At 47.9% G+C, this 14,087-nt stretch carries 18 protein-coding genes; 1 reads left to right on the top strand and 17 read right to left on the bottom strand.

The genetic code is table 11. The features are described 5' to 3' along the window. Position 1: 1 nt before the first annotated feature. The 15 genes from H595_RS0109740 to H595_RS22040 form a co-directional block, all read right to left on the bottom strand. The gene (locus tag H595_RS0109740) at positions 2 to 412 is read right to left on the bottom strand and encodes a type II secretory pathway component (protein WP_027671040.1); all 411 of its coding nucleotides are present in this window, start codon (positions 410 to 412) and stop codon (positions 2 to 4) included. Beyond that, a complete protein-coding gene (locus H595_RS0109745) occupies positions 402 to 1,193 on the bottom strand; it encodes a PilW family protein (RefSeq protein WP_037054321.1) in 792 nt (263 codons plus the stop codon). Before H595_RS0109745 ends, H595_RS0109740 begins: the two co-directional genes overlap by 11 nt. Next, positions 1,193 to 1,705, bottom strand: coding sequence for a type IV pilus modification PilV family protein (locus tag H595_RS0109750; RefSeq protein WP_027671042.1), 513 nt, complete (start codon positions 1,703 to 1,705; stop codon positions 1,193 to 1,195). Before H595_RS0109750 ends, H595_RS0109745 begins: the two co-directional genes overlap by 1 nt. Then, a complete protein-coding gene (locus H595_RS0109755) occupies positions 1,699 to 2,142 on the bottom strand; it encodes a prepilin-type N-terminal cleavage/methylation domain-containing protein (RefSeq protein ID WP_027671043.1) in 444 nt (147 codons plus the stop codon). Before H595_RS0109755 ends, H595_RS0109750 begins: the two co-directional genes overlap by 7 nt. 13 nt (positions 2,143 to 2,155) lie before the next feature. Further along, positions 2,156 to 2,650 (bottom strand): prepilin-type N-terminal cleavage/methylation domain-containing protein, encoded by a 495-nt coding sequence (locus H595_RS24695; protein WP_027671044.1) that lies wholly within the window; start codon positions 2,648 to 2,650, stop codon positions 2,156 to 2,158. 17 nt (positions 2,651 to 2,667) lie between these two features. Further along, a complete protein-coding gene (locus H595_RS24700; protein ID WP_051219820.1) occupies positions 2,668 to 3,237 on the bottom strand; it encodes a prepilin-type N-terminal cleavage/methylation domain-containing protein in 570 nt (189 codons plus the stop codon). Positions 3,238 to 3,320: 83 nt separating this feature from the next. Next, complete coding sequence (locus H595_RS0109770) at positions 3,321 to 4,550, bottom strand: type II secretion system F family protein (protein ID WP_027671046.1); 1,230 nt, start codon at positions 4,548 to 4,550, stop codon at positions 3,321 to 3,323. A gap of 4 nt (positions 4,551 to 4,554) precedes the next feature. Continuing rightward, a complete protein-coding gene (locus H595_RS0109775) occupies positions 4,555 to 6,285 on the bottom strand; it encodes a GspE/PulE family protein (RefSeq protein WP_027671047.1) in 1,731 nt (576 codons plus the stop codon). 4 nt (positions 6,286 to 6,289) lie between these two features. Further along, positions 6,290 to 7,504: a tetratricopeptide repeat protein gene (locus H595_RS0109780; RefSeq protein WP_027671048.1), complete on the bottom strand. Its 1,215-nt coding sequence runs from the start codon at positions 7,502 to 7,504 to the stop codon at positions 6,290 to 6,292. Further along, entirely contained in the window at positions 7,501 to 8,418 is a 918-nt protein-coding gene (locus H595_RS22035; RefSeq protein WP_051219821.1) for an ExeA family protein, read from the bottom strand. The genes H595_RS0109780 and H595_RS22035 overlap by 4 nt, the downstream gene beginning before the upstream one ends. Before the next feature lie 2 nt (positions 8,419 to 8,420). Further along, the gene (mshL, locus tag H595_RS0109790) at positions 8,421 to 10,085 is read right to left on the bottom strand and encodes a pilus (MSHA type) biogenesis protein MshL (protein ID WP_051219822.1); all 1,665 of its coding nucleotides are present in this window, start codon (positions 10,083 to 10,085) and stop codon (positions 8,421 to 8,423) included. Beyond that, the gene (locus H595_RS0109795) at positions 10,075 to 10,398 is read right to left on the bottom strand and encodes a hypothetical protein (RefSeq protein WP_027671050.1); all 324 of its coding nucleotides are present in this window, start codon (positions 10,396 to 10,398) and stop codon (positions 10,075 to 10,077) included. The genes mshL and H595_RS0109795 overlap by 11 nt, the downstream gene beginning before the upstream one ends. After that, a complete protein-coding gene (locus H595_RS0109800) occupies positions 10,376 to 11,026 on the bottom strand; it encodes a hypothetical protein (RefSeq protein ID WP_027671051.1) in 651 nt (216 codons plus the stop codon). Before H595_RS0109800 ends, H595_RS0109795 begins: the two co-directional genes overlap by 23 nt. After that, positions 11,023 to 11,619 (bottom strand): PilN domain-containing protein, encoded by a 597-nt coding sequence (locus tag H595_RS0109805; protein WP_027671052.1) that lies wholly within the window; start codon positions 11,617 to 11,619, stop codon positions 11,023 to 11,025. The genes H595_RS0109800 and H595_RS0109805 overlap by 4 nt, the downstream gene beginning before the upstream one ends. Beyond that, positions 11,616 to 12,530 carry an MSHA biogenesis protein MshI gene (locus H595_RS22040; RefSeq protein WP_156885955.1) on the bottom strand — a complete coding sequence of 305 codons (915 nt, stop codon included), beginning with the start codon at positions 12,528 to 12,530 and terminating at the stop codon, positions 11,616 to 11,618. Before H595_RS22040 ends, H595_RS0109805 begins: the two co-directional genes overlap by 4 nt. 69 nt (positions 12,531 to 12,599) lie before the next feature. On the opposite strand from H595_RS22040, the gene H595_RS22045 reads away from it, so the two are divergent. After that, positions 12,600 to 13,556 carry a 1-aminocyclopropane-1-carboxylate deaminase/D-cysteine desulfhydrase gene (locus tag H595_RS22045; RefSeq protein WP_051219824.1) on the top strand — a complete coding sequence of 319 codons (957 nt, stop codon included), beginning with the start codon at positions 12,600 to 12,602 and terminating at the stop codon, positions 13,554 to 13,556. Here H595_RS22045 and H595_RS0109820 read toward each other — a convergent pair. Both H595_RS0109820 and H595_RS0109825 read right to left on the bottom strand, forming a co-directional pair. Beyond that, positions 13,510 to 13,872 carry an EAL domain-containing protein gene (locus H595_RS0109820; RefSeq protein ID WP_027671053.1) on the bottom strand — a complete coding sequence of 121 codons (363 nt, stop codon included), beginning with the start codon at positions 13,870 to 13,872 and terminating at the stop codon, positions 13,510 to 13,512. The two genes, H595_RS22045 and H595_RS0109820, sit on opposite strands and share 47 nt — an antisense overlap. A gap of 27 nt (positions 13,873 to 13,899) precedes the next feature. Next, on the bottom strand, positions 13,900 to 14,087 hold a 188-nt coding region (locus tag H595_RS0109825; RefSeq protein ID WP_027671054.1), incomplete at its 5' end, for an ATP-binding protein.

Consider the following 14,087-nt stretch of genomic DNA (forward strand, 5'->3'; position numbering starts at 1 on the left):
ATCATCGCACCTCAATCTGGATGGTGCGGCTAGTTTGCACATCTGCAGCGCTGCAATTGGCGGTACTATTTAAACGGAAAATGCGCACCGACCCCGCTTCTGCCGCTAAATAGGAACTGCACGTTACAACAGCATTGCAGCTGTCTAGCGCTGCGCCGCTAAAGCTAAAAGCAGGTGATATTGCCGCACAATTCGCCGTACCGCTGTTTAACGGAAATAATTCCGTTAGCGCCAGCTCTAAGCCACTTTGGGCAGCAAACAAGGTGCGGGTGCCCTGTACTTCGTACACCACGGTTTCACTGCTGCTGCGTATTAGCCGCGACACGCTAAACACCAGCAGCAACATCACGACAATAATAAATACGGCAATCACCAATGCGCTGCCTCGCTGAGCCTGAAGTTTAAGGAACATTGGCCAGGTGCACCTCATAGTTAAAAAACATGTCTGAACTGCTATCGCTACCAAACTGTAAAAACACATTCACTACCGCATTGCGGTTTAACACCGGCTCCCACACTCTAAATGCGGCGTCTCTAAGCTGTTGTGCCATTAACACACCAGCGCCAGCACTGGGAAAGCCTGCCGCGAATGAATGCCCTACCAGCCGGCGAATTTCACCGTTGCTGGCACAATAACTAACCGGCGTGGCCAAAATATAAAAGCGCCGCTCTGGCGAATGGGCGGCAAAACTGTGTGCAGCTGTTAGCTGTAACTCAACTGAAGCGCCATTGGCCGGATCAGTAATAGCTGCGGCATTTTGCACGGTGGCAGCCAAATTAACCCTATGAGTACTTACGCCATAGTAATCATTGGCTTCGGTGGGATACACAATCAGCGGCAAGTTCAGTAAACTGCTATCCCAGTTAAACAATTGTAGATGTATTTCCGTATCCGACACAGGATACACAGGCAGCGTTGTATATACGCCACTAGCTTCCACCGGAGTAAATTCTAAACAGCTTATCACGCCGGGTAACTCGTTAAGCCGCACACTATTTGGCGCAGCATTTCTAAGCTCGCGCACCAAACGCTCTGCGACAAAACGGCTTTGGCCCAGTATTTGTTCGCGCTGAGCCACGTCGGAATACAGCCGGGCACCAAAACCAAGGTAGCTGCTAACGCCGGTTGCCAAAATCCCCAATAGCACCATTGTGACAATTAGCTCGATAAGGGTAAAACCACGGCAACGCATTACCAATTTCCCTTAATAGCGGCAAACTCAACCACATCACCGGTTGGCGTGGTCATAGTTATAACAATGCGTTTTGTCAGCACACTGTCGTAACTTACCTGTACCTGTACACGATAAGCACGGTAAATATTCTCCATTCTGGTATCATCGCCAAAAATATTGTTAATGGCGTTGCCGCTAAGATCCAGATTATGAAAATCGTCTACATCATCAAATTGTGCACGCGTTTCGCTATCAGGCCCTAAACTTATTGACGCCGTACAGGCTGACGCTCCGGCTTCATTGCAGCGCAATAAGCCGCCGCTGCGGCTACTTTGTTCATCAAAAGACTTCGCCAGTATTTCATTCATCAGGCTTTGGCCAAGCTCAGCCGCCCGAACCTGATGCCAGGGGTCGACGCTTTTAATCGCTAACGGCCCCAATACCGAGGTAACAATGGTTAAACTAATGGCCAACACCACAATGCCGATCACAAGCTCTATTAATGTTACCCCTGCCATGCGCTTTAGCATGGGTGAATGTAACCTTCGGTTTCAATGCACAGCAATAGCGGTGCACTGCCTTCAATAGTTAGCTGACACGCACCAACGCAGCCTAACGGCCGGCCCATGTTATCAAACCCTATACTGGTACTGGTGCTGGAAAAACGGATATTGTCCCGCGTAGCAGGGCACAGCACCAGGCTACTGTCACTGGCACAAGTCAGGCCGGTAGCCACCAGGCTATCGCTACTAATGGTAACGGAGGGAGCGGAACAAAAGGTGCACTGCATGGCTTGCATCTGCACTTGTCGCAACAAGCTTAATGCCTGATCACGATAGACATATTCAGAGGTACCCGTCGCGGTAAAAAAACGGGGTAACAGGCTAACCGCCAGTACCCCGATTATAATTAGCACCACAATAAGCTCTATTAAGGTAAAGCCAGATTGTGGATGCTGAGCTTTCATAGTTTAACCGATGTTACTTACAACCAGCTTTTTCAACAGAAATAACCGGCTTATTACCCGCAACTGTTGGCGTAACATATTGCACATAACAGCCAGCATCAGCTAAATCTGCAGCTATTGCTGCTAAACGAATTTGACCTGCGGTGCCTACAGCCTCTGCAATTAAGCCAGAGGCAGCATCGGTGCTATACACCCAACCATCCGGTCGTTCAATAGACAAATTGAGTGCTGCAGCCGTGGCTTTAGGGTAACCGAAGGTAACAGGGATGTTATCATCGCCTACGGTATCTGTGCCGGTTGGCCCGGATGTATGCACGCCAGCAATTAAAGCTTTGCTGTATACGATTGTGCCCGCTGAAGCCAAGGTGCCGCTCACCCCATCCAATACACTCGCCTTGGCATCACCCGATATATTTAAAAACCGTGGCGCTGCCGTTACGGCGAGAATACCCAAAATAACAATAACAATAATTAACTCTATTAATGTAAAACCTTGATTGCGCTTCATAATTACTACCTTAATGCTTAGGGTCTATTTAAGAATACGGCAACGGCACCCGTTGTTGGGCTATAGGTAAAGCCATTGCTGGTTGAATTATCCGTTGGTGCCGCGGCTAAGCCGGCGGTTTGGTGATATACGCAATTGGGTGTGGCAAAACGCACAAACAAAGTATTATCTGCGCTAAACGCAATAGCGGCGGTAGGCGCATTTTGTAAAATATTTTGCAGCACCGCAACGCACGCCGCGGCATCTACCGTAGCCAGCCGGGTATCTGCTGAACGGTTACCCGTTGGATAGCCACGCACTGCGGTTGAAGGGTCACCATTTACGCCAACATCTACACCATCCAATGTAACAAAGGTACCATTGTCGGCTGGAACCGCGTTATTACCTACCGGACGACCCGCCACCTCCCATTGCGCCCGCACTAAACCTACTGCGGAGGCAAAACCACCGGCAATACCTTCGATTGACGCATCTTCTGCTTGCTCTGTTACATTTAAAAACCGCGGCAATGCTGTTGCAGCCAGCAACCCGAGGATAATGACCACGATGATCAATTCGATTAGTGTAAAGCCTGATTGTCTCTTCATACTTGTATCTCCCATCTGCTTGTTATAATGAGTATATCGCTAAACTTTGTAATTACACGTTAAATTGTTAATAAAGCGCTGAGCTACTTTGTACCACCTTTATAGGCATTTAGCATATCCCACATCGGTGTAAAAATGCCCAATGCCAAAATAAGCACCATTACCGCCACAATAGAAATAAGAATAGGTTCTATTTTGGCGGTGAGGCTTTTTAAATCAAAAGCAACTTCGCGCTCATAAAACCCGGCAACTTCCGCCAACATGTCATCCATGGCACCGGTTTCTTCGCCTACGGCCAGCATTTGCAACACCAGCGGCGTAAACATTTGGCTTTGCTGGCTTACCCGCAGCAAGCTTTCACCGCGCTCAATATTGCGCCGCATATCCCGAATACTGTCGCCGAGGAAGTCATTGTCTACCGCGTCGGCAACCAGTGTTAACGCGCTGGTCATCGGCACGCCGGCTTTTAGCATCATGCCAAAGCTACGGGCAAAACGCCCCAGTGTTGCCCGATAAATAATACTGCCAATAATAGGAAAACGAATTTTCCAGCGGCCCCATGCCCGGCGGCCTTTGTCTGTTTGAATGTATGATCGTAAGCCAAATACGGCCGCAATAAAGCCAATTAACATCAGTGGCCAAAACCGGATAAAAAACTCTGAACTGGCCAGCAATGCCTTGGTTGACCAGGGTAGCTCGGCATTAAAGCGGGCAAACATTGAAGCAAATTGCGGAATAACAGCCAAATTTAAAATAAACATGGCCACAACTAAGGTGAGTAAAACAAAAATAGGATAGCGGGTAGCCTGTTTTATTTGTTTGCGGGTTTCCAGCTCTTGCTCAAAGTAATAAGTTAATTGCAAAAAGGCTTCATCTAAACGGCCGGTGTTTTCACCAACATGCACAATACTGACCATTAAACGGCTAAACACCTTAGGATGCGCCGCTAAGGCTTGTGACAGGTTGCGCCCATTTTGCAGTTGGTCCACCAGCTCCAGCAGAATTCCCTGTAGCCTTACTGAGCTTGTACTCTGTGCCAGCCCTTCAATGGCGCGAATAATAGGAATGCCCGCGCGCATTAACGAGTACATTTGCCGCGATAACATAATAAGGTCTGTTAACGATATTTTGCGCTGCCATAGTACCGGCCCCATCAAGGACGTTTTAGCAGGCGTATCTTGTCGGCTTATCGTTAACGGTATAACGCTGCGGCGGCGCAGTATATCGGCTGCCGCGCTTTCATTACCGGCCTCAATTTCTCCGCTAACCGCCTTACCGGCGCTATCGCGCGCTGTATATACAAACTGTGCCATACCGTTAGCTGCTCTCTGCGGTTATGTCGATATCGTCATCCAGATATTCAGATACCCGAATAACTTCTTCTAAACTGGTTACCCCCTGCTGGGCATAATGCAGTGCCATGGTACCCAGGCGGGTAAACCCCTCACTGTGCTGCGCTAACGTGGCAAAGCCTGCGGTATCATCGCGTCGCAGGGCATCGGCCAGTGGCTTGGTAATCATGAGTAATTCAAATACGCCAAGCCGGCCTTTATACCCGGTGTGATTACATGACTGACACCCGGGAGCCTGCCAATATGTTGCGGTTTTGCTGGTGTTAATGTGTCGCAGCCAGTTGCTTTCCATGTCGTCTGGTTGATAAGGTTGCTTACAGTAATCACATAACCGCCGAATAAGCCGCTGTGCGATTATGGCCCGCAAGGCCGATGCCACCAGATAGGGCGCCGCGCCCATGTCGATTAACCGTAAGGTACTGGTTACCGCATCATTGGTGTGCAAGGTAGACAACACTAAATGGCCCGTTAACGCGCCGCGTAGCCCCATTTCTGCGGTTTCCTGATCCCGCATCTCACCCACCATAATAATATCCGGGTCTTGTCGTAAGGTGGTTCTAAGCACATTACTAAAGGTTAGGCCAATTTTATGGTTAACCTGAACCTGATTCACTCTGGGTAAACGGTACTCTACCGGGTCTTCAACAGTAATAATTTTGCTGCCCGCCTGGTTAAGCTCACTAAGCATGCCATACAAAGTAGTGGTTTTGCCTGAGCCAGTAGGCCCGGTGACCAAAATCATGCCATGCGGGCTTTTAATAATGCGTCGCAGCTTTGCCAACATTGGTGCCGGTAGGCCGGTTTCTTCCAGTTGCAGCACACCGGCTGACTGGTCAAGCAAACGCATTACTACAGACTCGCCATACTGCACCGGCATGGTTGAAATACGCACATCAATCTGGTGTTTTTTTACATTAATCTGAAAACGGCCATCTTGCGGTAAACGCTTTTCCGAAATATCTAGGTTTGCCATCAGCTTTAAACGCAACACCAGAGCCGCTGCAATACTGACCTGGTTTAAAATGTTTTCTTGCAGTACGCCATCAACCCGTTGCCTTATACGCAACACTTTTTCATCAGGCTCTATATGAATGTCTGATGCTTTAACCTGTACGGCATCTTCAAAAATAGATTGGAGTAACTTAACAATAGTGTTGTCGGCATCGCCCTGTTCATCAACCGCATTAAGGTCTAGCTCGTTGGATGTGCCGTGTTCTTCTTTTAACTGCGAAGCAAAACTTTCAATATCTTTGGTGCGCCGGTATAGCGTATCAAAGGCAGCAATTAGCTGACCTTCGCGCACAACGGCCAGCTCTATCTGACGCGGCGCTAACAGCTCAGCGAGCTGATCCATCGCAGCTAAATCGGCCGGGTCGCTCATACCTAGCAACACTTTACTGCCATGATCTTCCAGCACTAACGCCCTAAAGCGCCGGGCCTGAACTTCGGGCAGCAATTGCACTGTTTTCGGGTTTATTTGTTTTTGTGCAATATCCAGAAAAGGCACATTAAGCTGCTGCGCCAAAAACTGCAGTAGCTGTTGCTCTGTCAAAAACTGCAGCTCTGTTAGTGTAGCTCCAAGCTTACGGCCACTTTGCTGCTGCTGGCTTAGCGCCTGCTGTAACTGTGGTTCTGAGATAATGCCTTCATGCACTAATAAATCACCCAGACGCATTTTTAAACGAGGTCTTTGCATAACGTTACTCTGTGGCGGCTAAGCGCTGTTGAATGTAAGCCCGGCTGGCGACCGACAGGCCATCCCCCCAATTAAGCGCCTGTTGATAATGTAAATGCGCCTGCTCGCGCTGTGCCAGTGCATCATGCGCAATAGCCGCACCCAACCACCAGCGCGCCTGCTGCGGTTGAAGTTGAATAAGTTGTGTAAACCACTGCAATGCGGCCTGCTGCTGCCCTAGTTGTTGCAGTGCAGTTGCTTTAAGTCCGTAATAATCAGGCTGTTGCGCCAGAAAAAATTGCGCGGGCAAGAGTTCATCTACTTGCTGCCAGGCGGCATTAGTTGCTGCGTATTGCGCCAGTAGCAACTGAATGTCGGCATCGAGAATATTGCGGCTTAGTGCCTGGCGCAACGTTAACTCGGCCTGAGACGGCTGCCCTAACTGTGTCCAAAGCCGGGCTTGGGCTATGTAAACGCCGGGGTCGGCAGGCGTTAATTGTTGCACCTGTTGCCAATACTGCAATGCCTGTTGTAGTTGCCCGGCACCAGCTGCAGCAAGTGCTTGCTGGCGCAAGGCTGCTGCGCGCTGTTCAGGTGTAGCAGCCTTGCGCTCCACCTGAACACCAACGCTAACAGTATTAACCACCTCACGCTGATCCTGAGCAGAAGCCTTTGCAGAAATAGGCTTTGGGTCTGGTGGCTGTGTTGGAGCTTGCGGTTGTGCTGGCGTTAACTGCAGCGGGATATCTTCCGTCACGGGCTTATCAGCTAAATTAATTTGCTTATCTGACATAACCGATTCAGTTGGAGTTGATATTTGGCTGGTGCTAACCGCTGCCATTGAATGTGTAGCGTCTGCTGATGCTGTTGCTGAGGTTGTAACTGTTGCTGTACCAATTGTTGCCGACACTGCAGCCAGCTGTGCTTCAGCTTCAGTTTCAGTTTCAGTTTCAGTTTTTTGCGGTTGGGTATCTACTGCCGCAGCAATACTCACTGGCATTACCGCAGTATCGGGTTGCTCTGCGGTAATACTTACCTCAGCCGGCGCAACAGCAACAGTTGGCTGGCTGCGGCTTAAAATGGCATACACCGCAAAACACAATAACATTACGCTTAACGCTAGTAACAGTGTAAGCCACAACGGGCGATCTGTGTCTGAACTTATAACCGGCGTTGTGATACCGGGTGGCGTTTGTTGACGCTGTTCCAGATCACGTAACATTTTATTTAACACGCTCATAATATTGTCCATCCTGGTAGCCAATGACCGCCAGTAACCACCGCATAACCCATCAACACGATAGCGCCAGCTGCCACGCTATACCACCACCAAGCCCTGGGTTTAGGCTGCACATCTTCAGTATCCATCGCCGCTAAACGAACATGTTGATAGCCAGCACAGGGTTTACCCTCACCAAACGCCAACAACAGCGCCTTATGCGCCAGCACATTTAACAATCTCGGCACACCACGGCTATACATGCTTAGCGCCCGCAGTGCCATACTACTGAACAGCTGCTGCTGTGAGCCAGCCTGCTGCAACCGTTGTTGCAAATAAGCCGCCACCTGGCGTGGACTCATCAACGAAAGATTACAAGAAAAGGTAATACGCTGTCGAAGTTGACGAAAACGGTAGCTTGCCAGTTTCGTATCCAATTCAGGCTGACCAAACAGTACCACTTGCAGCAACTTGCGTTGTTCTGTTTCTAAATTAGTTAATAGTCGCAGCGCCTCGAGGGTATCATCCGGTAGCGCTTGTGCTTCATCAATTAACACAATAACCTTTTTACCTTGTGCTGCGAATAACAACAGCTGCCGCTGTAATAGCTGCAACAGCTGTGGAGGGTCGATATTAGCAGAATGTTTTAACCCAAGCTCAAGCGCCAAGGCCCAGCGCAATTCTAATGGCGTTAAGCAAGGATCAGGAATGTAGGCTAATTGCCAGTCGGCGTCTGCTTGTTGCAGCAGCTTGCGACACAACAGTGTTTTACCACTTCCTACTTCACCACAAATTTTAATAAAACCTTCGCCGGCACCCAGCGCCGTTTTCAACACGGCCAACACGTCCTGATGCTGCTGCAATGGCACAAAGAAGCGCGTGTCAGGCGTAAGACCAAACGGCATCTGATTTAACTGAAAGTGCCGTTCGTACATCGCTATTTTGGATACCAATCAGAAATGTATTCTGACGATTGCTGGATCTGCTGTCGCCATACACCTTCCCCTACCACTGTCGGTTTTAGCAGAATAACCAGCTCTTTCTTTTTTTCCACTTTGTTGATGCTGGTAAACAACTTACCAACAATAGGAATAGCGCTTAATACCGGCGTACGAGATTCATTGTCGTTGGTGACCGTTTGCATTAAACCGCCTATCACTACAATTTCGCCACTACGGGCGCGAATAATGGTGTCAGACTCACGGATATTGCTTTGCGCCAAAGGCAAGATTATTTGCTCGTCACTGAACTGAATGGTTTTGTTCTGTTCTGCCGTTTCTGTCACGGAGGGATGCACATGCAGAATTACGGTACCATTTTGATCAATTTGTGGTGTAACATCTAACGCTATACCTGAAAAAAATGGCTGCAATGAAATATTCGGCGAACTGGTTGTACCGCCGGTACCTACGATAGTGTCGGTGCTAACATTGGTGACAAAATACTCGTCCTGCCCTACTTTAATAACCGCTTTTTGGTTGTTCATTGCGGTAACGCGGGGGCTAGACAACACCTGCGCATTCCCCTGCGTTTCAAGTAAATTAATCACGCCGTTAAAGTCAGCATTATTAAAGGAAATGGCGGTAACACCACCTAACGAAGAGCTGATAGCATTGCTGGCGATGGCTCCACTGGTGGAAAAATTAAATCCCGTGCTTCGGATATTCATCATGGCATTTTGCCAATTGATCCCCTGCTGATATTCGTCGTTTAACGTTACTTCAATAATTTTTGCTTCCAGCACCACCTGCCGCTGCAAGTGTTGTTCTGACTGACCAAGATAGGCTTTAACTGCAGCAATTTCGTCAGGCATGCCACGCACGGTAACTAATCCTGCCTGCGGTGTAACAACCACCATACGGTCAGGCGCACTACCCAGCACAGTGCTTACGGCTTTTTCCAGATCTTTCCAAAAGTCGGTTTTACTTTCGCTCTGGATCGTACTGCCATTAAATTGCTGCTGTCCCTGTTGCCCCATGCTCTGGTTACTGTTGCCCCCCTGAGCAAAACCACCTTGCGCTGAATTATTACTTCTATTGTTCTGGCCACCCTGGTTGCTCTGGCTATCTTGCGATACTCCACCGGAATTAACCGCGATTGAAGAGAACCCCTGGCGCTGCAACATAAGGTAGTTCAACGCAATTGTTTCTGTACGCAAACCTGCTGGGTACACTTTATACACTAAACCCTGCTGGCGAATATCAAACCCATGCAGCTGCTGCACTATCGCCATCGTTTCAGGCAGCGTGACCTGTTTTAGCTGCAGCGTTATCTGGCCACTAACATTTGGGTGCAACACCACACTATAGGCTGTATCAGCAACTAAAGACTGAAAGAAATCAGCTACATTGGCTTGCATTGCAGCAACGTTAAAACGCGGCAACTGAGGTTGCTGTGCCTGATAGTTACTCGACAGCAAATCCTGTGTAATGGCTGCAGGTACCTGCTGTGGTGCCGCGGGGACAATTGTTGGCTGCTGACTAGCCTGTTGTAATGCTTTTTCCGCTTGCTGTGGCAAGGTCGTGGGTTCAAATGCCTGACAACCAGCTAATAATATGCCGCTGCAAAACCACAGCAGCGTAGTAGCGCTTTTATTCTTCATATTGTTTTATCGCTGTGTTAAGTAGCGGCAGCACCTGCTGCACGCCGTTTAATTCAAGAGTAACTTGTGTGTCTTGGATATCCAGTACCCGTTGTTGTTTATAGTATCCGCCTTTGTGCACTAATACGCCGTCAATCAGTGCAACATAGCCGTTAATGGTGCTTTTTATTAGTTGCAATTGGGGCAACGCAGCATGGACTTGTGCCTCGCTAAGTTCAGTATCCGATTGCCAACCGGCTACAGGACGTGTGGGATCTGCCAATACCGCTACGCTGATTAACGTGCATAAACTACAAACGGATAAAGTCTTCATTTTCACTCACTGTACCCAACTCTAATGTCAGTTCTGCTAGTGGATAGTCTGTAACCTGATAGCCTAATCCTTGCCAGCTTACCAGCCATGGCAATTGCTCAATTCGTTCTAATACTTCAGACAATTCGGTGTAATTGCCAGCAAGCACCAGCTTAATGGTATGCTGATATAACAATGCCGGTTCATCAGCGGTTTGCCCAGCTAATTGCACAGGCCTGGGTTCCAAAGACTGTAAACGACTGATTTGTACCGTATTGCTGCTTTGTAACATGCTCTGCAACAACTGCACCATTTGTTCTGCATCGATAAAATGGCTGGTAGTTTGCTGTATTTGCTCATTTAACTGGAATTGCTGTTGCTGCAACAATTGGATGCGCTGATGGTATTCTTTATCCATATCCACGGCAATTTGTTGCCTTAATTGTTCAGCTAACTGTTGTGTATCTTGTTGTTGGCGTTGCAATGTTTTTAGCTGTTTTGCTGATGTCGTCACTTGCTGCCAGCGTGGCTCAAGTACATAAATACTCACCAGCCACAAGGTTAAAATTAAGCTGCCTCCCCACAACAACAGTTTTTCCCGTTGCTGTAATTGGCTAAACCGGTCTGAGAGTAGTTGCCATTGATTCATGGCTGTGTTCCTTGTTGCGCTAACAGTTTAAAACTCACTGCTCGTTTATCTTGCACCTGCTGCATAGTAACCTGACGAAAACGCTGGCCATGGAAGTAACTTAGTTGACGTAGATCCTCTAACCACAACGGCACACTATCAGGCCTTAATGCAATACCATTAAAGCTACTATATTGCTGTTGTAAGCTAAAGCTCGTTAACCACAACTCTGGACGATCCACCTTATTTAGATGCTGCAGTACCGGACTATAAATTTGGCTTGCTTGCATTTGTTGTTCAGCTAAAAAACTCAATAATTGCTGTTTCTGTGCCACGCGACGCTCAATATCCTGATACTGTTTAACCAGTTCAGCCGATGGTTGTCGTTGAGTTAATGCTTGTTGATACAAGGAAATTTCTTGCTGCTGCAGAGTATTTTGCTGCTGTTGTTGTGCTAATGCTGTCTGTAGTTGCTGCTGTTGATGTGCAATCCACAATCCTGCCCCTATTAAAGCGGCAACCAATACCAACCAGCTAGCAACCAAGCGACTCAGCCCAAAGCGTTCATAAACCGGATATAAAACCGCCCGATATAAATTTACGTGCTGCTTCATGCGACAGACTCCGAATCCGATCGATTCAACACTGCAACGCCAGGCCAGCAACTGATCAGCTGCTCGGTACTTAGGGCCTGAGCCAATGGCAAATTAGCCAGCGGCTCTACCCGGCCAAAACCATTTTGTCGCAATAGATCCGTTATCAATGCTGATTGCGCCATCAGTAGCCGAATATCTCTAACTGGCGGTTGCTTTAACTGACTTTCGAAATAATCCATTGAGCGTTGCAGCTCTAACTGCAGCCTGTCAAGCGAGTCATCGCGTAATTCTGCTTCGGTACTTAAATGCAGCTGACCAAAACCACGGGCACGACGTGAAAAGTACAACTGACCATCACGAACTATCTGGATTAACAACTCATTTTCGGGTTGATGTATTACCAGCATTGTTGCCTGGCCTGTTGGAGCGATGAGCCCCATAGCCAACCATTCCTCCGGCTGAATAGAGTGAATGTGTAATTCACTGCTCGTAACATATTGAACAAGTTGCTTTAACCAGCTCGTGCTTGCCACGACCACATTAATTTTTGACGTTTGGCTGTTGTAGCTGGGTAAGTCAATATAGTCAGCGATAATGTCATCAGGGCTAATATCGACTAAATCTTTTACTTGCCAAGGTAATGCTTGTAGCATTTCCGTCTCTGACAAAGCGGGTTTATCAATTTGCACCAGCTGATAAAAATCTGGAGATAACACAATGTGCAACTTACGGTGTTTGGTAACGGATGATAATAACGTATGCAATGCTTGCTTCAAGCTATCCGCATCGTAAGACTCACTGCGAAAATGAGTGATTGTGGCTGTTTCAACATCCACCAAGCGAAGGTCGGATTTGCTTATGTATAAAGCAAGCATGCCTGAAGAACGGCTTGATTTTCGATTGAGGCCTTTTATTATTTTTCTCAGCATAGTGCTGCCATTAGCTCCCAGTATAACGCTATACTAGCGGCTATTTTCGTTACTGTCATGCTTCTTACCATGCTGTATTCACCTGAAATTCAACTCATTTCGCCAAAACAGCGTTGGCAACGTCTATCGCATCCGCTTTTAGTACAGCATAGAATACAACTATGGGTATGCCATTTAGACACCTTAGTGCCAGAAGTATCAGGCAACAAGTGGCTAAAACTAAAGTACCACGTGCAGCAGGTGATGCAGCAAAACTGTTCAGGAATATTAACCTTTGGTGGTGCATTTTCTAATCATTTATGTGCTGTAGCGGCCTGTTGTCGTCTACTTGGCCTGCAAAGTGCGGCCTATGTCCGTGCCGATGACCTGGATATGGCGAACCCAACGCTGGCATTTTGCCAACAGGCAGGTATGCAACTTTATGCTCTGGATAGAACGAGTTACCGCCAACGCGATAACCCCGACTTTATTCAGCAATTACAAGAAAAGCATAAAACATTGTTGATGGTGCCAGAGGGCGGCTCTTCAGATGCTGGCGCTTCAGGCATTGCGGAGCTGAATTTAGCGACCACGCCGGAAGGTGATGCGGATATCATTATTTGTCCTACTGCAAGTGGCGGTACCTTGGCGGGTGTAATTAACCGCCACGACTGCGCTGCATTGGGCATTGCCGTAGTGAAAGATACGTCTTTACCACAACGGGTAAGCCAGTTGCTAACACCAGAGAGTAGAACCAAACACTGGCAAATTAATACGAACTTTGTCGGTAAAGGCTATGGTAAATTTGACGAAGCATTATTGTCATTTTGCCGTGAAATGGCTCAACATCAACTGCACGTTGAACCAATATACACCGGTAAAACACTCGCTGCGGTGTTTTCGCTGATTGCATCAGGTGATATTCCAGAAAACAGTAGATTAAGCGTATTTCACACGGGGGGACTACAAGGCTTAAAAGGGCTGCATTATCGTGGCTTAATTACTGTATCTGACCTTGCGCTATTATCTGGTTCAGTGGCTGGCTAAAATAGAATCCCTGGCCACCAGCAATACCTAACTTTTGTAAGGTCAACCATTCAGACTCCAGCTCAACTCCCGTTGCTATAACTCTGACTCCTTTACCGACATAACTGGCAATAAGACCACGAACAAACAGCTGCTGTTCCAGATGCTGGTCGATATTGCGTACTACTGAAGGATGCAATTTAACTGATTCTAAAGGTAATTCATTAACGTATACCGCGTTATCAATGACCAAACCAACATGATGCGTATTTCGGTTTGTCCGGCCACCTGTTCCGGTTTCATCCGGCCAGGCATTTCGGTGTGATCCGGCCAGCATGATCTGACCTTCGTTTATCCTCTCTTTTTACCCGACTTCCTCACCCTGAACCAGTGTTTTTTTACGTTGTGACTCACCTGTTAATTCCAGCCGATGAGCGTTGTGGATCACCCTGTCTAACAGCGCATCTGCAACGGTCGGGTTATCCATTAGGCCATACCACTCTGAGACCGGTAATTGACTGACGATGATTGTGCTGCGTTGCTCGTAGCGAT

It is taken from the genome of Rheinheimera baltica DSM 14885 (assembly GCF_000425345.1).
GTDB lineage: Bacteria > Pseudomonadota > Gammaproteobacteria > Enterobacterales > Alteromonadaceae > Alishewanella > Alishewanella baltica.